At 68.8% G+C, this 20,549-nt stretch carries 20 protein-coding genes; 6 read left to right on the top strand and 14 right to left on the bottom strand.

What is annotated here, in order from left to right; genetic code table 11:
• Positions 1 to 2: 2 nt before the first annotated feature.
• On the top strand, positions 3 to 929 hold the full coding sequence (locus RAH40_RS02945) for a PLP-dependent cysteine synthase family protein (protein ID WP_306600582.1): 927 nt from the start codon (positions 3 to 5) through the stop codon (positions 927 to 929).
• Here RAH40_RS02945 and RAH40_RS02940 read toward each other — a convergent pair.
• The 7 genes from RAH40_RS02940 to RAH40_RS02910 form a co-directional block, all read right to left on the bottom strand.
• Positions 901 to 1,827 (bottom strand): diiron oxygenase, encoded by a 927-nt coding sequence (locus RAH40_RS02940; RefSeq protein WP_306600581.1) that lies wholly within the window; start codon positions 1,825 to 1,827, stop codon positions 901 to 903. The genes RAH40_RS02945 and RAH40_RS02940 overlap by 29 nt on opposite strands.
• Positions 1,828 to 2,065: 238 nt before the next feature.
• Positions 2,066 to 2,398: a ribosome hibernation-promoting factor, HPF/YfiA family gene (gene hpf / locus RAH40_RS02935; RefSeq protein WP_306600580.1), complete on the bottom strand. Its 333-nt coding sequence runs from the start codon at positions 2,396 to 2,398 to the stop codon at positions 2,066 to 2,068.
• 82 nt (positions 2,399 to 2,480) lie between these two features.
• Positions 2,481 to 4,043, bottom strand: a complete 1,563-nt coding sequence (rpoN, locus tag RAH40_RS02930) for an RNA polymerase factor sigma-54 (protein ID WP_306600579.1) — start codon at positions 4,041 to 4,043, stop codon at positions 2,481 to 2,483.
• Positions 4,043 to 4,777: an LPS export ABC transporter ATP-binding protein gene (lptB, locus tag RAH40_RS02925; protein WP_306600578.1), complete on the bottom strand. Its 735-nt coding sequence runs from the start codon at positions 4,775 to 4,777 to the stop codon at positions 4,043 to 4,045. The genes rpoN and lptB overlap by 1 nt, the downstream gene beginning before the upstream one ends.
• Positions 4,774 to 6,492, bottom strand: coding sequence for a hypothetical protein (locus RAH40_RS02920; protein ID WP_306600577.1), 1,719 nt, complete (start codon positions 6,490 to 6,492; stop codon positions 4,774 to 4,776). The genes lptB and RAH40_RS02920 overlap by 4 nt, the downstream gene beginning before the upstream one ends.
• The gene (locus RAH40_RS02915) at positions 6,489 to 8,147 is read right to left on the bottom strand and encodes a DHH family phosphoesterase (protein WP_306600576.1); all 1,659 of its coding nucleotides are present in this window, start codon (positions 8,145 to 8,147) and stop codon (positions 6,489 to 6,491) included. The genes RAH40_RS02920 and RAH40_RS02915 overlap by 4 nt, the downstream gene beginning before the upstream one ends.
• A complete protein-coding gene (locus RAH40_RS02910) occupies positions 8,144 to 9,094 on the bottom strand; it encodes an acetyl-CoA carboxylase carboxyltransferase subunit alpha (protein ID WP_306600575.1) in 951 nt (316 codons plus the stop codon). The genes RAH40_RS02915 and RAH40_RS02910 overlap by 4 nt, the downstream gene beginning before the upstream one ends.
• A gap of 114 nt (positions 9,095 to 9,208) precedes the next feature.
• On the opposite strand from RAH40_RS02910, the gene RAH40_RS02905 reads away from it, so the two are divergent.
• From RAH40_RS02905 to RAH40_RS02885, 5 genes are all read left to right on the top strand, one after another.
• Entirely contained in the window at positions 9,209 to 9,763 is a 555-nt protein-coding gene (locus RAH40_RS02905; RefSeq protein WP_306600574.1) for a hypothetical protein, read from the top strand.
• Positions 9,764 to 10,082: 319 nt separating this feature from the next.
• The gene (locus tag RAH40_RS02900; RefSeq protein WP_306600573.1) at positions 10,083 to 10,982 is read left to right on the top strand and encodes a hypothetical protein; all 900 of its coding nucleotides are present in this window, start codon (positions 10,083 to 10,085) and stop codon (positions 10,980 to 10,982) included.
• A 47-nt stretch (positions 10,983 to 11,029) separates the two neighbouring features.
• Positions 11,030 to 11,722 (top strand): nitroreductase, encoded by a 693-nt coding sequence (locus tag RAH40_RS02895; RefSeq protein WP_306600572.1) that lies wholly within the window; start codon positions 11,030 to 11,032, stop codon positions 11,720 to 11,722.
• Positions 11,667 to 12,161 carry a DUF3788 family protein gene (locus tag RAH40_RS02890; RefSeq protein WP_306600571.1) on the top strand — a complete coding sequence of 165 codons (495 nt, stop codon included), beginning with the start codon at positions 11,667 to 11,669 and terminating at the stop codon, positions 12,159 to 12,161. The genes RAH40_RS02895 and RAH40_RS02890 overlap by 56 nt, the downstream gene beginning before the upstream one ends.
• Positions 12,162 to 12,209: 48 nt before the next feature.
• Positions 12,210 to 13,292, top strand: a complete 1,083-nt coding sequence (locus RAH40_RS02885) for a hypothetical protein (RefSeq protein ID WP_306600570.1) — start codon at positions 12,210 to 12,212, stop codon at positions 13,290 to 13,292.
• Between the two features lie 269 nt (positions 13,293 to 13,561).
• Here RAH40_RS02885 and RAH40_RS02880 read toward each other — a convergent pair whose 3' ends face one another.
• From RAH40_RS02880 to RAH40_RS02850, 7 genes are all read right to left on the bottom strand, one after another.
• Positions 13,562 to 14,140, bottom strand: a complete 579-nt coding sequence (locus RAH40_RS02880) for a molybdenum cofactor guanylyltransferase (RefSeq protein ID WP_306600569.1) — start codon at positions 14,138 to 14,140, stop codon at positions 13,562 to 13,564.
• The gene (locus RAH40_RS02875; protein WP_306600568.1) at positions 14,137 to 14,436 is read right to left on the bottom strand and encodes a carboxymuconolactone decarboxylase family protein; all 300 of its coding nucleotides are present in this window, start codon (positions 14,434 to 14,436) and stop codon (positions 14,137 to 14,139) included. Before RAH40_RS02875 ends, RAH40_RS02880 begins: the two co-directional genes overlap by 4 nt.
• 32 nt (positions 14,437 to 14,468) lie before the next feature.
• Entirely contained in the window at positions 14,469 to 16,466 is a 1,998-nt protein-coding gene (locus RAH40_RS02870) for a M13 family metallopeptidase (protein WP_306600567.1), read from the bottom strand.
• A gap of 111 nt (positions 16,467 to 16,577) precedes the next feature.
• The gene (gene era, locus RAH40_RS02865) at positions 16,578 to 17,492 is read right to left on the bottom strand and encodes a GTPase Era (RefSeq protein ID WP_306600566.1); all 915 of its coding nucleotides are present in this window, start codon (positions 17,490 to 17,492) and stop codon (positions 16,578 to 16,580) included.
• The gene (gene lpxA, locus RAH40_RS02860; RefSeq protein WP_306600564.1) at positions 17,485 to 18,270 is read right to left on the bottom strand and encodes an acyl-ACP--UDP-N-acetylglucosamine O-acyltransferase; all 786 of its coding nucleotides are present in this window, start codon (positions 18,268 to 18,270) and stop codon (positions 17,485 to 17,487) included. Before lpxA ends, era begins: the two co-directional genes overlap by 8 nt.
• Positions 18,267 to 18,746 carry a 3-hydroxyacyl-ACP dehydratase FabZ gene (fabZ, locus tag RAH40_RS02855; RefSeq protein ID WP_306600563.1) on the bottom strand — a complete coding sequence of 160 codons (480 nt, stop codon included), beginning with the start codon at positions 18,744 to 18,746 and terminating at the stop codon, positions 18,267 to 18,269. The genes lpxA and fabZ overlap by 4 nt, the downstream gene beginning before the upstream one ends.
• A 58-nt stretch (positions 18,747 to 18,804) precedes the next feature.
• Positions 18,805 to 20,478 (bottom strand): HD domain-containing phosphohydrolase, encoded by a 1,674-nt coding sequence (locus RAH40_RS02850; RefSeq protein ID WP_306600562.1) that lies wholly within the window; start codon positions 20,476 to 20,478, stop codon positions 18,805 to 18,807.
• Between the last annotated feature and the right edge of the window lie 71 nt (positions 20,479 to 20,549).

The raw sequence follows: 20,549 nt of genomic DNA, 5'->3' as shown, positions 1-20,549 counted from the left end.
CCATGGGGATCCTGGAGGCCATCGGCAACACCTCCCTGGTCCGCCTCGGGAAGCTGGGGCCCGCCGTGTCCGTGAAACTCGAGTGGGAAAACCCCACGGGCAGCGTCAAGGACCGCATGGCGCTGGCCGTTATCGGCCGGGCGGAGGCCGACGGGCGCCTGAAGCCCGGCGGCACCGTGGTGGAATACACCGGCGGTAGCACGGGCACCTCCCTGGCGCTGGTGTGCTCGGCCAAGGGCTACCGGCTGCGCATCGTCACCTCGGACGCCTTCAGCCGCCAGAAGCTGGACCACATGGAGGCCCTGGGCGCGGAGCTGACCCTCGTCCCCAGCGAGGGCGGACTCACCACCCGCAAGCTCATCCAGGACATGATCGAGGTGGCCCGGGAGCTGAGCCGTGAACCCGGCACCTACTGGACCGACCAGCTGCGGAACCGGGACAGCATCGCCGGCTACCATGCCCTGGGCGAGGAGATCTGGGAACAGTCGGGAGGCCGGGTGGACGCCTTCGTGCACAGCGTGGGCACGGCCGCCTCGCTGCTCGGGGCCGCGGCGGCGCTCCGGGCGCACAACCCGGCCATCCGCATCGTCGCCGTGGAACCGGCGGAATCGCCGGTGCTCCAGGGCGGCCAGCCCGGGCCCCACAAGATCGAGGGCGTGGGCATCGGCGCCATCCCGCCCCTGTGGGATCCGGCCCAGGTGGACGAGATCATCGGGGTGCCCACCGCCGAGGCCAAGGCCATGGCGCGCCGGCTCGCCCGGGAGGAGGGTCTCTTCGCCGGAACCTCCTCGGGCGCCAATGTCCTGGCCGCCCTGCAGGTGGCCCAGCGGCTCGGCCCGGACGCGCGGGTGGTGACCCTCATGGTCGACTCCGGCCTGAAGTACCTGGGCACGGACGTGTTCAGGGCGCGGGAAACGCCAGAAGGATAGGCCCCAGGGCCGCCTGGACGCGCTCCCGCTGGGCGGGAGTCGTGATCAGCTGGAACAGCTCCTGGAAGTTGGGATGGGCGACGCCGGTCTCCAGGAAGGCGTGGCGCTTGGCGCGCAGGAGGCCGCCGTGGATCTCCAGGCGCTCGGTTTCGTAAAACTCCCGGCCCAGGTACATGCCGAGGTTGTCCAGGTCCAGGAGGGCCTGGGTCTGCAGGAGGCTGTCCACCGCGGCCAGGAGCCAGATGAAATCGTCCATCGTGGCGTCCCGGGCCGGGTCGTCCAGGTTCCGGAAGACGCGCAGCGCCTCCAGGTGGTCCAGCCGGGCGTGCTGGGACTCCTCCAGCCAGTGGGCCCGGAAGATCTCCCGGGTGAGGGGGTCCAGCTCGTCGGCGTTCTTCATGGTGCTGGTGTAGTGCTCCTGGGTGAGCCACTCGATGGCCGAGGTGAGGAGCAGCACCGCCCCCTTCCTCCGGCCCAGGACGGCCTTGGCCACCTCGGCCTCCCCCTCCAGGAGGCGCAGGGGAAAGCCCAGCTGCTCGTCCACCCGGTGCCGGATCTCCTTGAACAGGTGCATGTGCTTGATCTCCTCCGAGGCGAAGTTGGTGAGGGCCTCGAAGGCGGCGGGGTGGGCGGTGCCGCATTCCTGGGCCAGGTTCACCATCTCGGGGGCGATGAAGGCCTCCACGAAACCGAACAAGTGGGCATACGATCCCATCTCCACGTGGGTCATGCGCAGCTTCTCGTCGGCATCGAGGCAGGTGAGCCCGGAGGCGCCCGACAAGGGCGCCGGCAGCCAGGGGCGGTCCGGGTCGAAGTCCACGAAGCCCAACACCTCCTTGATCTTCCAACCCACCCGGTAGGACCGGGTCAGACAATCCGCGTAGGTGTAGGTGGCCATGGATTCACCTCCTCATGCGCATCCTTCCGGCAAGCCTCGGGAATATGAGTCTCAATCCTGAAGAAGTCAACCCGGCCGTACGCCCGTGAGGCATTTCAACGTGGCGGCCGCGCGGGTGGAGCCAACGGGTTGTTCGCCCAGGCCGTCAAGCGCGACCCGGGTCCCAACTTCACCTTCGCCGGCGGAACGAAAAAGCCCAGGCGCGAGCCTGGGCTTTTCCCTGCGCCAAAGGGGGGGTTCAGGCCTCGGCCTCGGTCGCCAGCACTTCGGGGAGCTTGCCCTTGTAGCCCGCCTGGCGCTTCCCGGCATGTCGGTGGGCCTGCACTTCAAGCTTGTCCAAGGCTTGGGAGAGGCTCTGATACATGTCGGTGCTCTCGGCGGAAGCGATGAAATCCCCATCGCTCGTCTTCAGGGTGATCTCAGCCGTGTGGCGGTGCTTCTCCACGCTGAAAATGACGTGAACGTCGATGATGTCGTCCAGGTACGCTTGCATCTTGTCCAGACCCTCCTGCGCGGACTGGCGCAGGCTGTCGGACACTTCAACGTGGCGGCCGGTGTAGATGACCTTCATCGTGGACTCCTTTGAAGGGGGGACCTTGCGGGTCCGGTGAAAAACGACACTACGTCCTGAGTGCGCCGACCGGGGGTTTCGTTCAACGTCGTCTGCGCCGGGATGCGGGGGGGATCTTGCATTCCTCGCGGTACTTGTTGACGGTCCTCCGGGCGACCTTGATGCCGTCCCGCTCCAGGAGCTTGGCGATGGTCTCGTCCGACAAGGGCTTGGCAGGGTCCTCGGCCTGCACCAATGCCTTGATCTTGTGCTTGACCACCGTCGCGGAGACGTCGTCGCCGCTGTTGGAGCCGAGGCTGGCACTGAAAAAGTAGTTGAGGTCGAACAGGCCCTGAGGCGTGTGGATGGTCTTGGCCTTCACCACGCGCGAAATAGTGGATTCATGGAATCCGGTGGACTCGGCCACGTCCCGGAGGACCATGGGGCGCAGGCGCTCGATGCCGTGCTCCAGGAATTCCCTCTGCAGGTCCACGATGGACGCGGAAACCCGCAGGACGGTGCGGTTGCGGTCCTCCACGCCCCGGATGAAGTCCCGGGCGGAACGGTACTTGTCCCGGATGAAATCCTTGTCGTCCTTGGCCTCGGCGCTGGCCAGGAAGTGGCGGTACTCGCCGCTCACCCGCAGGCGGGGGACGGTCTCGTCGTTGAGGTACACCTTCCAGTTGCCGTCCTCGCCCTTGAGCACCACCACGTCGGGCTTCACGACCCGCTCGCTCTCCGGATCGAAGGCCCGGCCCGGCGTGGGGTGGAGGTGGCGCAGGATGGCCAGGGCCTCGCCCAGGTCCTCCTCGGTGCAGCCCATGGCCTTGCGCAGCTTGACGTTGTCCCGCTGGCTGAGGAGGTCGGCCTGCTCCAGGATGATGCGCACGGCCAGGTCGTCGGGTTCGGCCCCGGCGTGGCGCAGCTGCACCAGGAGGCTCTCCTTCACGTTGAAGCAGCCGACGCCGGAGGGATCGAACTCCTGGAGGATCTCCAGCAATTCGCGGAGCAGCTCCTCGTCGATGCCCAGTTCCCGGGCCAGTTCCTTCGGAGTGGTCTCGGCGGGCTGGTCGGGGTCCAGGCGGAGGAAGCCCTTGGGATCCACGTGATCGATGAGCGCTTCCAGATGGAAGGCCCTCGGATCATCCGGGTCCAACGTCTGGTAGAGCTGGCCGATGAGGTGCTCCTGCAGCGTTTCGGTGCTGCTGAGGCGGTCCTCCCAGCTGGTGCGCTCGTCGTCCGGCAGGCTGCTGGTGCGGGGTACGTCCAGGTCCCAGGAGTTCTCGGCGCCCATCTCGGTTTCCTGCACCTGGGAGATGCCGGCCTCGGTGAAGGCCTCCAGGTCCGCTTCGGGGTTCATCTCCCCGGGGGTTTCGGGCAGGGGGCCCAGGTCCACGGAATCGCTGCCTTCGGGGACTTCCCCGCCGGCCTCGGCTTCGGTCACCTCGGAGTCGTGGCCCTCTTCCAGGGCTTCCAGGGTGGGGGTCTCGTCCCCGTCCTCCAGCAGTTCCAGGAGGGGGTTCTCGCCGAGCTCCCGCTCGATGGTTTGGCTCAGTTCGAGGAGGTTCATCTGCCACAGCTTGAGTTTCAGCTGCATGGCGGGCGTGAGCGCCAGAGTCTGGCTCTGGGCTAGGCGCTGGGAGAGGTTATGTCCGAGGTTCGCCATCAATCCAGCCTGAAACGGTCGCCGAGGTAGACCCGGCGGATGTCGGGATCGTCGGCGATCTCCTGGGGCAAGCCGTGCTTCATGATCATTCCATCTGCAAGGATGTACGCGCGGTCGGCGATCTGCAAGGTCTCCCGAACATTGTGGTCCGTGATCAGCACGCCGATTCCCCTTGCCTTCAGATCGGCAATGAGGCCCTGGATCTCCAGTACGGATTTCGGGTCCACGCCCGCGAAGGGTTCGTCCAGCAGCATGATGCGAGGGTCCGTGACCAGGGCCCGGGCCATTTCGCACCGCCTCCGCTCGCCGCCGGACAGGGACATGCCCAGGGTCTCCCGCACCTTCTGCAGGTGGAAATCGGCCAGGAGCTTCTCGCACCGGGCCAGCTGCTCGTCCTTGCCCACGGGTTGCAACTCGGCCAGGGCCAGCAGGTTCTCCCAGACCGTCAAGCCCCTGAAGACGCTGGACTCCTGGGGGAGGTAGCCGATTCCCTGGCGGGCCCGCCGGTGCATCGGCATGTTGGTGATGTCCTGCCCCTGCCAGAAGATGCTGCCCCGGTCGGGGGCCTCCACGCCGACGACCATATAGAAGGTGGTGGTCTTGCCGGCGCCGTTGGGGCCCAGGAGGCCCACCACTTCGCCCGGCGAGACGTTCAGGGAGACGTCACGCACGACCGTGCGGTCGCCATAGCGTTTGTAGACGTTGCGGGCCTCGAGGCGGATGTCCTGGGTCAAGGGCGGACCTCCGTGAGGGCCTGCACATTCCCATGCCAGGTGGCCACCTGCCTGCCCGGATCCAGGTCCAGGGTGTCCCCCCTGCCCTCCCCCATCCGGCCCCTTAATACAACTGATCCATTCGCAGTCATTTGCTTCACGACATTCCCTGGCCCAAGAGTTACCGAGATGTGCTCCGCTTGCAAGCGCCAGCCTTGGCCCTGGCATTCCACCCGGCTGTCCAGCGTCAGGAGGTCGCCTGCGGCCTGGCCCCGGTCCGCCCGCAGATTGATGTCCCCTTCCTGGGCCGCCAGGGCGCCTGCGATGCCCTGGGGGAAGACCACCCGGTCCTTCGTCTTGATGACCTTGAGGCCGCTGAGGCGCTGCCTGAGTCGGGTCCAGGTGACGGGCCGGCCGGTGAGGGTCATGACGCTGCCCTCCCAGACCAGGGCGTCGCTGCGCACCTGCGCCCCGTCGAAGAACCGGGCCTGGATGGGCCCTTTGAACTGCCATTTCAGGAGGTTGCCGGTGCCCTCCCCGGCCGAGAAGGTGCCCAGCTCGCCCCGCCCCAGGGCCGGGGCCTGGATCCTCCAGGTGCGCTGGCGGTGGCGTCCCTCGATGCGCGGGCTGCTGAGGGAGCGCTCGCCCCAGGTGAGAACGGCCTGGGGTTCCGCCCAGGTCTGGCCCACCTGGAGATCGGGCGGCAGATCGGGTCCGGGGGCGGTGCGCTGCAGGACCCGGGGGGCCCTCAGGGTGGCCTTGAGGCCCTCCAGGGGCTGCTCCCACTTCACGTCCCCCTCCAGGCGCAGGCCGGCGGGGGTCCACCGGGCACCCAGGGAGGTGAGGGTTTCGGGGCCGCCGTCGGTGGCCCGGGTGGCCTTGAAATCACGGAATTCCATGCGGTCGAAGGGGCGGCCCTTGACCGGGCGCGGCGCCAGGGCATGGCCGGCACTGCCCGACCAACCGTCCTCCCGCTGGAAGGCGATGGGCGCGTCGAAGAGGACATCGGCCGGCTGGATGCGCACGAGGGCCGCCTGGACGGCGCCGCCCTCCAGCGCCGCGTCGACCCCCTCCAGACGGCCGTCCTGGAACCCCAAGGAGGCCTGCATGCGCTGGGCGGTGAGGTTCCGGAGGGCGCCGGGATCGGCGGCCACCCAGTGCACGGGGCCCTTGTCCACGAGGAACCGGCCGTCCAGGCCACGGTGCCAGCCCGGCGGAAGGGTCCAGCGCCCGCGGCCGTTGCCCTGCAGGTCGTCCCACACCAGGGTGCTCAGGCCCGTCCACACGCCGTGGTCCCAGCCCAGGGCGGGTCCGGTCTCCTTCATGACGCCCCGGCCTGCGGGGACCTTGAGGGCGGTGTCCTGGGCGTCCACGGTCATGGGCCCCATGAGGGTCCAGATGCCCTTGATGCGCTGGGCGGCCGGGGACACCATGCCCCAGACCGTCAGGGGCTCCTCCAGGCGTCCCTTGACCTTGTCCAGGGTGATCTCGTCCTGGGTGCCCTGGATCGTCTCGTAGGACAGGGCGAACCGGCCCTCCCCCAGCTGCTCGACGAACGTGCCGAAGCGCCCCCGGGTGCCCGAGCCCAGGTCGAACGGGTCCCCGTTCTCGGGCTTGAGGGGTCGCGGCCCCCGGCCCATGTAGACGCCGGTGATGCCCAGGATGCCCAGCACCAGCGCGCCCCCGGCCACCCGCCACAGGGGGCTCCGGGTGTTGAGGAGGGCCCAGGCGCTCATGGGGCCTCCCGGGGATCCACCGAGCCGTCCACCCGCCAGGAGCGCCCCCAGCGGGGGTGGTCCTGGGGGGCCACGGCCAGGCAGAGCCGGCCTTCGAGGCTGCGGGGCTCCTCGGCGAAGAGCGTGAACTCCTCGGCCTCGCCCGCCATCCGGAACTTCCGGTAGCCGGCGCCGAAGGTCCTGGGCTGCCCGAGCAGCTGGCCTTCGACGAGCAGCAGGGGTTCCGGGAAGCCCTGGCCGAAGGGCTCGAGGCGCTCCAGTTCGGCGCGGGAGGGGGCCAGCCGGGTGCCGGCGCCGTCCACCACCACGGCGGCGCCGGGGGCGCCCACCGCCTGTTCCCGGGCGCCCAGCTCCAGGGTCCGCTTGACCATCCGCAGGTTGCTCATGGGAAAGGTCATGCCGGCGGCGTAGCGGTGCCCGCCGCCGGTGGTGAGGTACGGCCGGGCCAGCTCCAGGAGGGCGCGCAGGTCGTAGGCCTCCGGGGCCCGCACGGAGCAGTGGGCCACGCCGTCGATGACGGTGCACACCGCGGAGGGGCGCTGGGCTGCGCGCATGCGGTGGCCGGCCACGATGCCGATGACGCCCTTGTGGGCGGTGGGCTCAACCACCAGGTCGAAGGCCTCCTCCCCAGGCGGCGGGAGCTGCTCGCCCAGGGCGCGCTGGATCTCCCGGCGCTCCAGGTTGAGGGCCTCCACCCGCTCCATGAGGCCGGCGGCGGTGGCCGCGTCCCGGGCCAGGAGGAGGCGCACCGCGTCCTCGGCCCCGCCCATGCGGCCCACGGCGTTGAGGCGGGGGCCGATCTGGAAGCCGATGTCCTTGCCCCGCACCGCGCCGTCGACCTTGGAGGCCCGCAGGAGGGCCGAGAGCCCCGGCCCGTTGGCTCCGGCCATGGCCAGGAGCCCGCGCTTGACCAGGAGGGCGTTCTCGCCCCGCAGCGGCACCATGTCGGCCACCGTGCCCAGGGCCACCAGCTTCAGGAGCCCGTCCAGGAACGGCCCGTCCTCCGCGCGCGGCGTGGGCGCTGCGTCCAGCAGGGCCTGGGCCAGCTTGAAGGCCACCCCCACGCCGGCCAGGGAGGGATTGGCATAGTCCTCCAGGCCCGGGTGCACCACCGGGCAGGGCGGCAGCACGGGGCCCAGGGCGTGGTGGTCGGTGATGATCCAGTCGGCGCCCAGCTCCTTCGTGGCCTCCACCTCCGCCACGCTGCGCACGCCGCAGTCCACGGAGATGAGCAGGGTGGGCCTGCGCTCGGCGACGACCTCCCGGATGCACTCCAGGTTGAGGCCGTAGCCGTCGTTGAACCGGTTGGGGATGAAGAAGCTGGCCCTGGCCCCCAGCTTCTCCAGGACCCGCATGAGCAGGGCCGTGGCCGTGACGCCGTCCACGTCGTAGTCGCCGTAGACGCAGATGGTCTCGCCCGCCTCGCAGGCCGCGCGGACGCGCGCCACCGCCGCGGCCACGCCCGGCAGCAGGAAGGGGTCGGTGGACCGGGCCCAGGAGGGGTCCAGGCGCCAGCCCAGCTCCTCGCCCTCGGCGTCCCGCAGCCACGCCAGGCGCGCCCCTTCGGGGCTGAGGTCCCAGGCCCGGGCAAGGGCCGTCCAGGGGCTGGTGCCCGGCACGGGGGCCCGGCGCATGCGCCAGGGCAGCGGGTTCATCGGACTACGCTGCCCATGCGGGCGAACTTTTCGTAGCGCTGGTCGATGAGCTCCTGCGGCCCCAGGGGGCGCAGGGCCTCCAGGGCCTTGAGCACCGCGTCCTTGAGCAGGGAGGACGCCTGGTCCCAGTCCCCGTGGGCGCCGCCCAGCGGCTCGGGGATGATGCCGTCGATGAGCCCCTGGGCCAGCAGATGCGGGGCCGTGATCTTCAGGGCCTCCGCGGCCGCCGGGGCCTGGGAGGCGTCCTTCCAGAGGATGGAGGCGCAGCCCTCGGGGGTGATGACGGAGTAGACCGCGTATTCCTGCATGAGGACGGTGTTGGCCACGCCCAGGGCCAGCGCGCCGCCCGAGCCCCCCTCCCCGATGACGACGGCCACCACCGGCACCTTGAGCCGGGCCATCTCCTTCAGGTTCCGGGCGATGGCCTCGGCCTGGCCCCGCTCCTCGGCGTCCAGGCCCGGGTAGGCGCCCTGGGTGTCGATGAGGGTGAGGACGGGCCGGTTGAACTTCTCGGCCAGCTTCATGAGGCGCAGGGCCTTGCGGTACCCCTCGGGCTTGGGCATCCCGAAGTTGCGGATGATCTTCTGCTTGGTGTCCCGGCCCTTCTGCTGGCCCAGGACCATCACCGGGAAGCCCCCGATCCAGCCCATGCCGCCCACGATGGCCGCGTCGTCCCCGAAGTTCCGGTCCCCGTGGATCTCCTCGAACCGGTCGCAGATGCGCTCGATGTAGTCCAGCGTGTAGGGCCGGCGGGGGTGCCGGGCCAGCTGGGTGCGCTGCCAGTCGGTGATGGAGGCGAAGACCTCCGCCTTGAGCTTGTCCACTTTCTTGCGGAGGCGGTCCCGCTCCTTGGTCTTGGCCGGGTCCATCTCCAGGGCCCGGATCTGGGCCTCGAGGTCGAGAATGGGCCGTTCCAGATCGGCAAGGTCAGTGGTTTGTCCGCTCAAAAGCACCTCGGAAGGATGGAAAGTCCAGTTTAGAGGCCCCGGCCCCCAAAGGCCAGCGCCGCCTTCCTTGCGGCGGAGGGCCGGGGCGCCCATCCTTGGGGCTGGAGGTGCGACATGCGAGCCTGGGTCATGGGTTTTCTGGTTTCCGGACTGGCGCTGGCACAGACCCCCGCCATCGACGTGCTCGGGAAGGTCCTCCCGGTGGTGCCGGGCCCGATGCCTTCCGAGCGCCTGCGCGACCTGGCCGTGGGCCCCGGCAATTCCGGCATCGAGGTCAAGATCCGCCGTTCCGCCAGGCGCACCGGCTTCCTTCCGGCCGTGGAGGTGCCCAAGGGGGAGGCCATCGCCGTCACCCACGAGGTTTCCGGCCCCGCGGGCTGGCAGGCCTACCGGGTGGAAACGGCCCCCGGCGAGAAGGTCCACGCCAGGCTCCGTTCGGACCACGAGGCCTGGTACGTGGTGAAGTGCGTGAACAGGAACGGGCAGCTGGAGCAGGGCATGCTCCAGAACCTGATCCGCACGGGGAATCCGGAGGCGACCTACCAGAACCCGGGCAAGCAGGCGGCGACGGTGTTCTTCGTGGTGGATACCACGGAGATCCTCGCGGGGAGGGAGCCTTACGTGGTGACATTCACCCGGGAGAAGGCGCCTGAGGTGGCGGCGAAGTAGATGGACTAGGTTGGCAGGCGGCTTGTCCCCTTGCCCACGACCCACCATGCAATGACTATTTGTTTTCATTACTTAAGGAAAGACTAAACGCTGGGGCGATGAGAAAGACGTCTGCTCTCAGCGCCCCAGCGAATCCTCTGCGTTTGGTCCTTTTCTGACACATTCCGAATTCCACGTTCGATGCGAAGTGGGTCGGCGCAAATGATCGGAAGGACAGCCAACCCAGTCCAACCAGGTACCGGAACGTAATCCCTCAAGGATTGAGTGCAGGACCCCAATACCGCAAAAGGTGAATATCATTTCACCCTATCCTGTACGGATGCATCTGACATTGACGGCATGCCTACTATTCCAGCCGATCCCTGGGGGAAAGGCGTCGAAGCCGCAGGCGGCCGTCCAGGAAGTCCAGGGAAGCACCATCGAGATCCCGGCCATCCCGCCTTCGGTCCAGGAGGCCAGGACTGGGTATTCCGCCTCCCGGGCCCGCATCCTCAAGGAGCTCCAGGACCTGGAAGCCGAGATCGGGGCCTGTTATCAGGCAGATGAGAAGAACGGCAGCTTCAATGCCTTGTCCCGGAATCTGGTCATCGCTGGCAGCCACAGGCAGGAATCCAGCGAGGCAATCACTTACATCAAGGACTTCAAGTTCCTTCAGCTGGAATCCGCCGTGCAAGGCCAATGGAATACATGGCAGTCCTATCTCCTGACAAAAGCCTGGTTCATGGACGGCACAGGCGCCGGTCGGGCCATCAAGTTCGAAGCGGAAATGTACCCTGTGAACTACGTGGACTATGAGCTGGCGGCCAGCAATGAGAAGGTCAGGATCTATACGACCGGGTCCAGCCTGGTCCTCCTCGATGAACTCACCCGCACCCGCAGTCCCTTTTCCGGCGTCCTCGCCATCAAGGCGCTCGACTACCGGTCCCGGGCCGCCGACGCCGAGCGCGTCCTCGGCATGGCCGGGCAGCAGCTCCGCGCCCTGGAGGCGCTCTGGAACCCGCTCCGGATCCACCTGGAAAACGCCGCCTCCTCCTTCCTGCGATTCGAATACGAGAACCAGGGCGTCCGGGATCAGGGCATCCAGGCCCTGTTGAAGAAGGCGAAGATCCAGATGCTGGAGCGGTGCCGGTACAGCCTGTGGTTCTGCCTCCTTGTCTGGGCCCATTTCGCCTCCCAGCCGCTGCCCGCCCTGTACCCCAGATTCCCGGGTATCTACTGAATATGGGATCCGCTACTATCTGTTCATCCAATCCAGGGGGTGCAGCGATGACCGGAACGACCCGATCCGCCGTGGAGGATGTCATAACCGGCCGCTATTCCTGCCGCGCCTTCCTGCCCGATCCCGTACCCCGGGAGGAGATCGCCGCGATCCTCTCCCTCGCGTCCCATGCGCCCTCCGGAACCAACATCCAGCCCTGGAAGGCCTGGGTGCTGACGGGCGCCGCCTTGAAGCGGGTCAGCGAACGGCTGGTCGCGCTCTGCAACGATCCCGAGGCATCGGCGGCCCACTCGGATCCCTACCCGTACTACCCGAAGAGCTGGATCTCGCCCTACGTCGAGCGCCGGCGCAAGGTCGGCTTCGCGCTGTACGGCCTGCTGGGGATCCAGAAGGGCGACGCAAGGCGCATGCAGGAACAGCATGCCCGGAACTTCAAGTTCTTCGATGCGCCGGTGGGGCTCATCTTCACGGTGGACACCGTCCTGGAGCAGGGAAGCTGGCTGGACTACGGGATGTTCCTGCAGACCCTCATGCTGGCCGCCAAGGCCCGGGGCCTGGACACGTGTCCGCAGGCCGCGTTCATCCAGTTCCACCGCGTCCTGCGGGAGGAGCTCGGCATTCCCGACAGCCAGGCGATCGTCTGCGGCATGTCGCTCGGGCACGCCGACCCGCAAGCTCCCGAAAATGCGCTGCGCACCGAGCGCGCGCCCCTGGAGGACTGGGTCCAGTTCAGGGACTGACGCCCGCGCTGCCCCCCTCCCCTTCGCGAGGTCTCCCCTGCCATCGATACTCCCAGCACCCGATGAAGGCGAACTGCGTGCGGCCTTGGGCCCCGCCTTCCCCCTCTGGGACGGCATCCTCGCGGCCGCCGAGGCGGTGCGGTCCCCCCTCGAACGGACCTGGAAGCCGTCCAAGACGCCCTTCGGGCGCATGTGCCTGCTTCAGCACCGGGGGCGGACCCTGCTCTACCTCACGCCGGATGAAGGCAGGGTGTGGGTGGCGGTCGTGCTGGGCGGCCGGGCCTATCAGGCGGCGATGGCCGGGCCCCTGCCCGCGGGCATCAAGCAGCTCCTCGCGGAGGCCAGGCCCTATGCGGAAGGCCGGGGGATCCGCTTCGCCGTGGTGGAAGCCGGGGAGCTACCGGCCGTTGCGGAATTGGTGCAGCTGAAGATCCTGTAGGAGCGGGAAGGGCTGGAACCTCCATCCGTAATCAATCATAAATACTGGATGCGACACCTCCCCGCCTCCCTACGCCGGCCCCTGCAGCTTCTGTCCCTCCTTACAACCTCCTTTCTGGCCCTGCCCCTGGCCGCCAACCCCCTCCCTCCGCCCCAGGAGCGCAAGGAGGAGAAGGAGGCCCCCAAGCCCTTGCCCCCTTCCCCGGACGCGCGCGTGGTGCCCTTCGACGCGGCGAAGGTCCGCCATTGGCCCGGGCTGCCCAACCAGGGCGCGGCGTGTTTCATCAACGCCTCCTTCAAGCTGCTCGCCAGCGTCCCGGCCCTGGATCCCGTCCTGGCCGACACGCCCGGGGACGACCTCCCCACGGCCAACCTCCGCCGCCAGTTGCGCCAGGTGATCAACTTCATCCGGTCCGCCGATGCCCCCGGGCAGCCTCCGGCGAAGGACGTCGTCGCCGGCTTCTTCGACGCTCTGGCCAGGCACGAACGCACGACCACCACCTTCAAACGGGCGCAGGCCTACGGCGGTCAGCCGTCCGACTTCATCGACCTGTTGCTGTCGGTCCTCGGGAAACCGGACGCCTTCGCCATCGCCACGACTGTCCGGACCACCTCGACGGACCCGGCGGCAACCGCTACCTATGACGATTCCTTCCCCCTCAGGTTGAACCTGTCCGCAGGCCCGGGCGGCCGGGACCTGGCGCCCGTGCACACGCTGGCCGATTTCCTCGTCCGGGTCCTCACGGTGCCCGACTGCTGGAGCGTTGGCGCCCACACGACCCATGTCCACACCTATCCCACCCTTGTGCCGGAAACGGCCTTCCTGAGCGTCAACCGGGTCCCCGCGCCGGGCAAGCCCGTGGCCTTCTCTGCCACCGTGCAGATCCCCACGTTCACGGTGGACAAGGCCCAGGGCACCGCCACCCCCCGGGGCAGCATCACCCTCCACCCCACGGCACTGGGCATGGACTCGGAAAATCATGCCTGGGCGGTCGTGCGCGGGAACGACGGCTGGTACGTCCAGGACGAGGAACTGCCCCCCCGCCCCGCCACGCCCGCGGAGCTGGACGACCATGAGGACCCGGCCGAGGAGAGGTCCCGCCGGGTCGGGTTCGTGGTCTATCACAAGTGAGGGGGCCCCAAGCTGGCGGCGCAAGGAGTTGAACGGCCTGAAACGCAATCGACCATCCACCTGGATCGTTCCGCGGATGTGTTGGCTGCTTTGGAGCCCTTCAAGACGGGACCCGCCGACTTTGCAGACTGCCTCGCGCTCCATCAGGCGAGGTCGTCAGGGGCAAGGAAACTGCTCACGTTTGATAGAAAATCGGCAAAGGCGGCAGGGGCGGACAAGCTGGTTTGAGACTTCTGCCGGGCCTTTGCATGCAGTGCGGCCGCGGTCCATCACACGTGAGGAGGTCCCTGGCCGAGCCAGTCTTCCAGGGCCCCCGGGGTGTCCACGTCGGCCCAGCAGGGGTGGGGCCAGGGCACGGTCACCGTGGGGAGGGCGCGGGCCAGGTCCCTCAGGCTGGCGGCCTGCAGGGTGGCCAGAGTCCCCAGCAGGCGGGTTGGGAGGAAGCTCCCCAGGTACTGGGCATGGTCGTCCACGTGGGCCATAACCCAGCGTTCGGCCCGAGGGTCGGCCTCCAGGACCCGGCCATGCCAGGCGGCCAGGGCCTCGGGGGTCCAGCGCACCTGGTCGCAGGCCACCACCCACCAGCGCTCGGGGGTCCCCGCCGCCCGGCCGGCCCAGTGCGCCAGGGCGGCGGCGGGGCCCTGGCCGGGGTCGGCCATGGGGATCAGGTCCGGCCGGTCCGGGAGGGGTTCGCCCAGCACCTGGACCGGTCCGCCGGGAAAGACCGCCTCGAATACGCCCGCCAGGTACCCGCCCCAGGTGCCGCCCCGAGGATGGGGCTGGGCGTGCTTGGGGCCGCCGAACCGGCGGCCCTTGCCTCCGGTGAGGAGGAGCAGTCCGGCCTTCACTCGGCCTTGTCCAGGACGTCCTGGACCCAGGTGTAGACGGCCACGGAGGAGGGCATGCCCAGGGTGGAGGCGCCCAGGGCCACCACCTGCTCCAGCTCCTCCCGGGTGATGCCGGCCTTGAGGGCCTTGCGCACGGCGGAGTGCACGGCCCCTTCCCGGAAGGCGCCCATGGCCACGGCCAGCTTCACCAGGCGCTGGATGCGGGCGTCCAGGGGGCCCTGGGCCTCTTCCCGGTGGATCGTGTTCCAGGCTTCCCCAAGCGCGGGAAACCGCTTGATGAAATCTATGTATTTCATTGTGGAGTCAAGCGTTCTCTTCATGGCTGCCCCTACCAGAGGGTGAACTGGGCGTCCGTGGCCTTGCGGTCGGCGGGGGCGCCGGGGAAGGCGGACCGGAATTCCGGCAGGGCCGCCACGGATCCGGTCACCCGCAGCCGGGCGGGACAGTGCACGTCGGACTGCAGGATGTAGCGCTCCAGCTCGGGCCGCATGTTGGTGCGCCAGCTCTGGGCGAAGCCCACGAAGAACCGCTGCTCGGGCGTGAGGCCGTCCACCACGGCCCGGGGCTTGCCGGCGGTGGCCAGCTTCCAGGCTTCCAGGGCGATCTTGAGGCCGCCGATGTCGGCCAGGTTCTCGCCCAGGGTCTGGCGGCCCTGCACGTGGACGCCCGGGAAGGGCTCGTAGGCGTCGTATTGCCGCACGACGGCTTCGGTCTGGGCCTCGTACGCCTTGCGGTCCTCGGGGGTCCACCAGTTGCGCATGTTGCCTTCGGCGTCGAACTGGCTGCCCTGGTCGTCGAAGCCGTGGAGGAGCTCGTGGCCGATGGTGGAGGACAGCTCGCCGTAGTTGCTGGCGTCATCGGCCCGCTCGTCGAAGAAGGGGGGCTGGAGGATGCCCGCGGGCAGGACGATCTCGTTGAGGGACGGGTTGTAGTAGGCGTTGTTGGTCTGGGGGCTCATGTCCCACTCGCCCGGATCCACGGGCCGGCCCAGTTTGGCCAGGGCGCGCCGGGCCTCGAAGGCCTTGGCGGCCAGGACGTTCAGGACGTAGGGCTGGGGCCTGAGGCCCATGGAGCCGTAGTCCCGCCAGGTGTCGGGGTAGCCCACCTTGGCGTGCAGCGAATCCAGTTTCTTCAGGGCCTGCACCTTGGTGGCCGCGCCCATCCAGGTGGCGCGCTGGATGGAGGCCCGCAGGGCCTCCAGGTGGAACTTCACCATCTCCTGGACCTTGGCCTTGGCCTGGGGGGAGAAGGCCCGCTGGACGTACAGCTGGCCCAGGTCCTCGCCGATGCCCGCGTCCACCACCCCCAGGACGCGTTCCCAGCGGGGGCGCATCTCCTGCGAACCGGTGAGCTTCCGGCCGTAGAAGGCGAAGTCCTCGGCCTCCAGGGCGGAGCCGAGGTAGGGGGCGAGGGTGCTGAGGAGCCGGTAGGTGAGGTAGGCCTTCCAGTCGGCCACGGGGACCGTGCGAACCAGGCGGCCCAGGCCCCGGACGTATTCGGGCTGGCCCACGTCCAGGAAGCGCTGGGAGGCGGGCAGCTCGACGGCCTGGAACCAGGCGGCCCAGGGGAAGCCGGGGGCCGCGGCGGCCAGGGCCTCCCGGTCCAGCTTGTGGTAGTTGGCCTCGGGGTCGCGCAGGTCCACCAGCTTGCGGCTCACCTTGGCCAGGCGGGTCTCCAGGGCCAGGACCCGCGCGGCGGAGCCGGGCCGCGCGCCGGCGAGCTCGAACATGCGGTCGATGTGCTTCACATAGGCGGCCCGCTGGTCCCGGGTGGTGGCGTCCTGGCGGAAGTAGAACTCCCGCTCGGGGAGGCCCAGGCCGCCCTGGGCCACGACGGGCAGGTGCGTGCGGCTGGACTTGGGGTCCTGCTCCACGCCGAACGCGAAGCCCGCGGTGACCCCCATGCGGCTCATGCGGCCCATGATGCCGGCCAGGTCCGCGGGGGTGCGGGCGGCGCGGATGGCCTTCAGCATCGGGGCCAGGGGTTCCACGCCGGCCTTGTCGACGGCCGCCTGGTCCATGCCGCTCAGGTAGAAGTCCCGGATGCGCTGGGCGGGCGTGCCCCCGGGCGCGGCCTCCCGGGCGCAGGACTCGAGGATCTCCTTGAGGATGGCCCGGTTGCGGTTGTCGATTTCCAGGTTCACGCCGCAGTAGGAGCGCTCGGGAGGAATGGGCTGCTGGTCGAAGGCGCCGTTGGCATACCGGTAGAAGTCGGAAGCCGGAGCGGCGGCGCGGTCCATGAGGCGGGTATCGATGCCCGGGGTGGCCGCGGAGAGGGAGCCGGCAAGAAGGACGATCCCGATCGTGGCTTGGGCGGATGGACGCATGGATTCTCCTGGACCGGACGAATGGATTCGCCTCCATTCTACCGGCCCGGCCTCCCGGAACCGCCGGGCCGGGCGGGATGTGATGAAAACCCGGAAGGCTCGGAGGGGTTGTTACAGATTCAGCTTGTCCAGCTGGTCCGGCCGGTCCCGCCAGCCTTCGGCGACCTTGATGTGCAGGGCCAGGCGCACGGGGCGCTGGAGGAGCTTCTTCAGCTCCCGCTGGGCGCTCTGGCGGATGTCCTTGATCATCTCGCCGCCCGAGCCCAGGAGGATCTTGCGGTGGCCGGCGCGCTCCACGAGGATCTGGGCCTCGATGTAGGTGCCGCCCTCGGGGCCGTCCTCGGGATAGTCGGCCTCGCCCGCCTCCACCCAGGCCTGGATGGCCACGGCGACGCCGTGGGGGACCTCCTCGCGGGTCTTGCGCAGGATCTTCTCGCGGATGAATTCCGTGGCCATGGCGCGCTCGGTCTGGTCCGTGAAGGTCTCGTCGCCGTAGGTCCACTCGTGGTCCAGGGCGTCCCGCTCCAGGATGGCCCAGAGGGGGTCCAGGTTCTGGGCCAGCTTGGCGCCCACGGGGATGATCTCCCTGAATTCCAGGAGGTCCTTGTACTCGGCGATCTTCTCCAGGAGCGTGCCCTTGGAGACCAGGTCCAGCTTGTTGAGGACGAGGTACACGGGCTGGCGCGCCCCCTGGAGGCGCTTGGCCAGCTCCCGCTCGCCGGGGCCCAGGAAGCCGCTGGCGTCCACCACCCACAGCAGCAGGTCGGCCTCGTCCAGGGCCATGTCCACGTAGTGGAGCATGCGTTGGTTGAGGGCGTGGCGGGCCAGGTGCACCCCGGGGGTGTCCAGGAAGGCCAGCTGGGCGCTGCCGCGGTTGACGATGCCGGTGATGCGGCCCCGGGTGGTCTGGGGCATCTGGCTCACGGCGGCCAGCTTCTCGCCGACGAGCGTATTGAGCAGGGTGGACTTGCCGGAGTTGGGCAGGCCCACGAGGGCCACGGTGGCCGAACGGGGCTTCTCAACCACGGTGGATGCCCCGCTTGCTCTCGCGGATGAAGCGGGTGAGGATGCCGACCTCGGGAATGCCGGAGAGTTCCTGTTCCACCTTGGCCAGGGCCTCCTCGCGGAGCAGGCCGGAGTGGAAGAGGATCCGGTGGGCCTTGACCAGCCCCTCCACGGAGGCGTCGGGAAAGCCCTTGCGGCGAAGGCCGATGGTGTTGACGCCGTAGCTCTTGGTGTCGCGGGCGCCGGCGGTCTTCATGTAGGGGAGCACGTCCATGGTGGCCACGGTGAACCCGCCCATGAAGGCGTGGGGACCCACCCGGCAGAACTGGTGGACGGCGGAGAAGGCGCCGATGTTGCTGAAGTCGCCCACTTCCACGTGGCCGGCCAGGGTGGCGCAGTTGGCGAAGATGCAGTTCGAACCCACGTGGCAGTCGTGGGCGACGTGGGAACCGGTCATCATGAAGTTGCCGTCGCCCACGGTGGTGAGCCCGCCGCCGCCCTCGGTGCCGCGGTGCAGGGTGCAGCCCTCGCGGAACACGTTGCGGTCGCCGATCTTCAGCCGGGTGGGGGCGCCCTTGAACTTCAGGTCCTGGGGACCCATGCCGACGGTGCAGTGGGGGTAGATGTCGTTGTCCTCGCCGATCTCCGTGAAGGGGCCGATGACGACATGGCTGCGCAGGACGGTGCGGGCGCCGATGCGCGAGCCGCCCTCCACGACGCAGAACGGCCCTATGACGACGCCCTCCCCAAGGACGGCTTCAGGGCTGACGACGGAGAGGGGATGGATCTGTGCGCTCATTTGGCCTCACTTTTCGGGGCATCTACCAGCATGGACATGAACTCGGCCTCGGCCACCTTCTGGCCGTCGACGAAGGCCTCCCCGCGGAGCTTGGCCACCTTGCCGCGGTTGGTCAGGACCTTGACCTCCATGACGAGCTGGTCGCCGGGGACCACGGGCTTGCGGAACTTGACGTTGTCGATGGCCATGAAATATATGAGTTTATCATGACGATCCGCGAGGGTCTGGAGCACCAGGCAGCCGCCGGTCTGGGCCATGGCCTCCACGATGAGGACCCCCGGGAAGACCGGATTCTTGGGGAAGTGGCCCAGGAAGATCTGCTCGCCGATGGTGACGTTCTTGACGCCGCGGATCCACTCGCCGGGCTCGTAGTCCAGGATCCGGTCCACCAGTAAGATGGGGTACCGGTGGGGAAGCAGGTCTTGGATGGCGAGAACGTCGAAGGTTCTGGGCGTGCGCTCGGGGCTTTCGGACATGAGGACTCCAAGCCTCCATTTTGGCATAGCCTGCCTGGGACCCGAACCCAAAGTTGGCTCAGGCCCGGCCGGGCACGGTCCTTTCATAGACCTTCGCCTCGATGAACAGGTCCAGCAGATCGCCGTCCACGTGGCCCTCCGCGGCGTCCTGCCGCAGGATGTCCAGGCTGCGCGCCAGGGGCACCGCGGACTTGTAGGGGCGGTCCTGGGCGGTGAGCGCGTCGAAGATGTCGGTGATGGCCATGGCCTTGCTCTGCAGGGGGATCTCGGGGCCCGTGAGGCGGCGGGGGTAGCCCTTGCCGTTGAGGCGCTCGTGGTGCGCGTAGGCGATGGCGGGGACCATGGCGAGGTCGGGCGTCCAGGGGATCTTCTGGAGGAACTCGTAGGTGTGGGTGACGTGGCTCTCGATCTCCAGGCGCTCGGCCTCCGAGAGGCTGCCCCGGCGGATGTTCAGGCAGTCCAGGTCCGAGGGCTCCAGGACGGAGGCGGTGGCGCCGTCCCAGCTGGTGAAGTGGAGGGTCCCCAGCCGGCCCAGGCCATCGTGGGCGTCCTGGGTCATGAGCGTGGGCTCGTTGCTCCGGATGAGGAGGGCGATCAGCGCGTCGGCCTCGGCCTGGTGGCGGGCCTGGAGCCCGGTCCAGTGCTCGGGCTCGAAGGGCCGGCCCGATTCCCAGTCGGCGCGCAGGAGGGCCAGCATCTCCTCCTGCTGGCGCTGGCGCAGGCGCTGGAGGAGGATCTCCAGGCGGTTGGGCCCCAGCTTCTTGGACTTCACCAGCACCTGCTCGCGCACGCCCACCTTGCCGAAATCGTGGAGGAGGCTGGCGTAGCGGATCTCCCGCAGCTGGGAGTCGCTGAAGAACACCCCCCCGAAGGGGCCGTCGTGGGTGAGGTTGACGGCCTGGGCCAGGCCTTCGGTGAGGGTGGCCACGCGCCCGGAATGGCCCCGGGTGACCGGATCCCGCTGCTCGATGGCCTTCACCGAGGCGTCCACGAACTTCTCGAAGAGGATCTCGATGTCCTTGCGCAGGTTGGCGTTCTTGATGGCCACCCCCGCCTGGCCCGCCAGGCTCTGGGCCAGGTGCACGTCCCCGGGGTGGAAGGGGACGGTGCCCTCCTCGGACTGGCGGTTGATGAACTGGAGCACCCCCAGGATCTCGCCCCGGGTGTCCTTGATGGGCACCACCAGCATGGAAGTGGAGCGGTAACCGGCCTGCTTGTCGTAGCTGTCGTTGAAGCGGTAGGGAGCCTCGGGGGGGACCCGGTACACGTCGTCCAGGTTCAGGGTCTCGCCGGTCAGCGCCGCGAAGCCGGCCATGGACTGGCCGGTGATGGGCATCTGGAAGCGGGTGTAGGGCAGGTTCACCTTCGCGTTCTGGGTGTGGGCGAAGAGCAGCTCGTGCTCCTGGACCACCAGGTAGATGGACCCCGCCTCGGCCTGGAGGAGGTTGCGGCCATGGGTGAGGATCTGGTCCAGGAGGCGGTCCAGGTCCTGCTCGGAGGCCAGGGCCTTGCCCACCTCGTGGAGCCGCTCCATGTTCCTTCGGTCCAGGAGGCGCTCGAAACCCACCTTGACCAGGGCCAGGGCGGCCTCGTCCCCGGGCCAGACGGCGCAGTGGGCCAGGAGCCCTTCCCCTTCCATCCCCAGGACCACGTCCGCGGGTCCGCCCCCGGTCCATTCCAGGACTTTTCGAACCTCGCGGCCCAGGGACGCCTCGAGGCTGCTACGGTGCATGGGGGGGATGGCGACCGTGAGACGCAATGTGCAACCACCAGTGAAGGCAAAAGGTCAGTCTGAAGTCTACC

The sequence above is a fragment of the Geothrix sp. 21YS21S-2 genome (genome assembly GCF_030846775.1).
Lineage (GTDB): Bacteria > Acidobacteriota > Holophagae > Holophagales > Holophagaceae > Mesoterricola.
This window is presented reverse-complemented; position numbering and strand designations above follow the sequence as displayed.

Coding starts and splice junctions, on each gene's coding strand:
- RAH40_RS02945 (WP_306600582.1), top strand. CDS start 3: ATGGGGATCCTGGAGGCCATCGGCAACACCTCCCTGGTCCGCCTCGGG.
- RAH40_RS02940 (WP_306600581.1), bottom strand. CDS start 1,827: ATGGCCACCTACACCTACGCGGATTGTCTGACCCGGTCCTACCGGGTG.
- hpf (WP_306600580.1), bottom strand. CDS start 2,398: ATGAAGGTCATCTACACCGGCCGCCACGTTGAAGTGTCCGACAGCCTG.
- rpoN (WP_306600579.1), bottom strand. CDS start 4,043: ATGGCGAACCTCGGACATAACCTCTCCCAGCGCCTAGCCCAGAGCCAG.
- RAH40_RS02920 (WP_306600577.1), bottom strand. CDS start 6,492: ATGAGCGCCTGGGCCCTCCTCAACACCCGGAGCCCCCTGTGGCGGGTG.
- RAH40_RS02915 (WP_306600576.1), bottom strand. CDS start 8,147: ATGAACCCGCTGCCCTGGCGCATGCGCCGGGCCCCCGTGCCGGGCACC.
- RAH40_RS02905 (WP_306600574.1), top strand. CDS start 9,209: ATGCGAGCCTGGGTCATGGGTTTTCTGGTTTCCGGACTGGCGCTGGCA.
- RAH40_RS02900 (WP_306600573.1), top strand. CDS start 10,083: ATGCATCTGACATTGACGGCATGCCTACTATTCCAGCCGATCCCTGGG.
- RAH40_RS02895 (WP_306600572.1), top strand. CDS start 11,030: ATGACCGGAACGACCCGATCCGCCGTGGAGGATGTCATAACCGGCCGC.
- RAH40_RS02890 (WP_306600571.1), top strand. CDS start 11,667: ATGCGCTGCGCACCGAGCGCGCGCCCCTGGAGGACTGGGTCCAGTTCA.
- RAH40_RS02885 (WP_306600570.1), top strand. CDS start 12,210: ATGCGACACCTCCCCGCCTCCCTACGCCGGCCCCTGCAGCTTCTGTCC.
- RAH40_RS02875 (WP_306600568.1), bottom strand. CDS start 14,436: ATGAAATACATAGATTTCATCAAGCGGTTTCCCGCGCTTGGGGAAGCC.
- RAH40_RS02870 (WP_306600567.1), bottom strand. CDS start 16,466: ATGCGTCCATCCGCCCAAGCCACGATCGGGATCGTCCTTCTTGCCGGC.
- lpxA (WP_306600564.1), bottom strand. CDS start 18,270: ATGAGCGCACAGATCCATCCCCTCTCCGTCGTCAGCCCTGAAGCCGTC.
- fabZ (WP_306600563.1), bottom strand. CDS start 18,746: ATGTCCGAAAGCCCCGAGCGCACGCCCAGAACCTTCGACGTTCTCGCC.
- RAH40_RS02850 (WP_306600562.1), bottom strand. CDS start 20,478: ATGCACCGTAGCAGCCTCGAGGCGTCCCTGGGCCGCGAGGTTCGAAAA.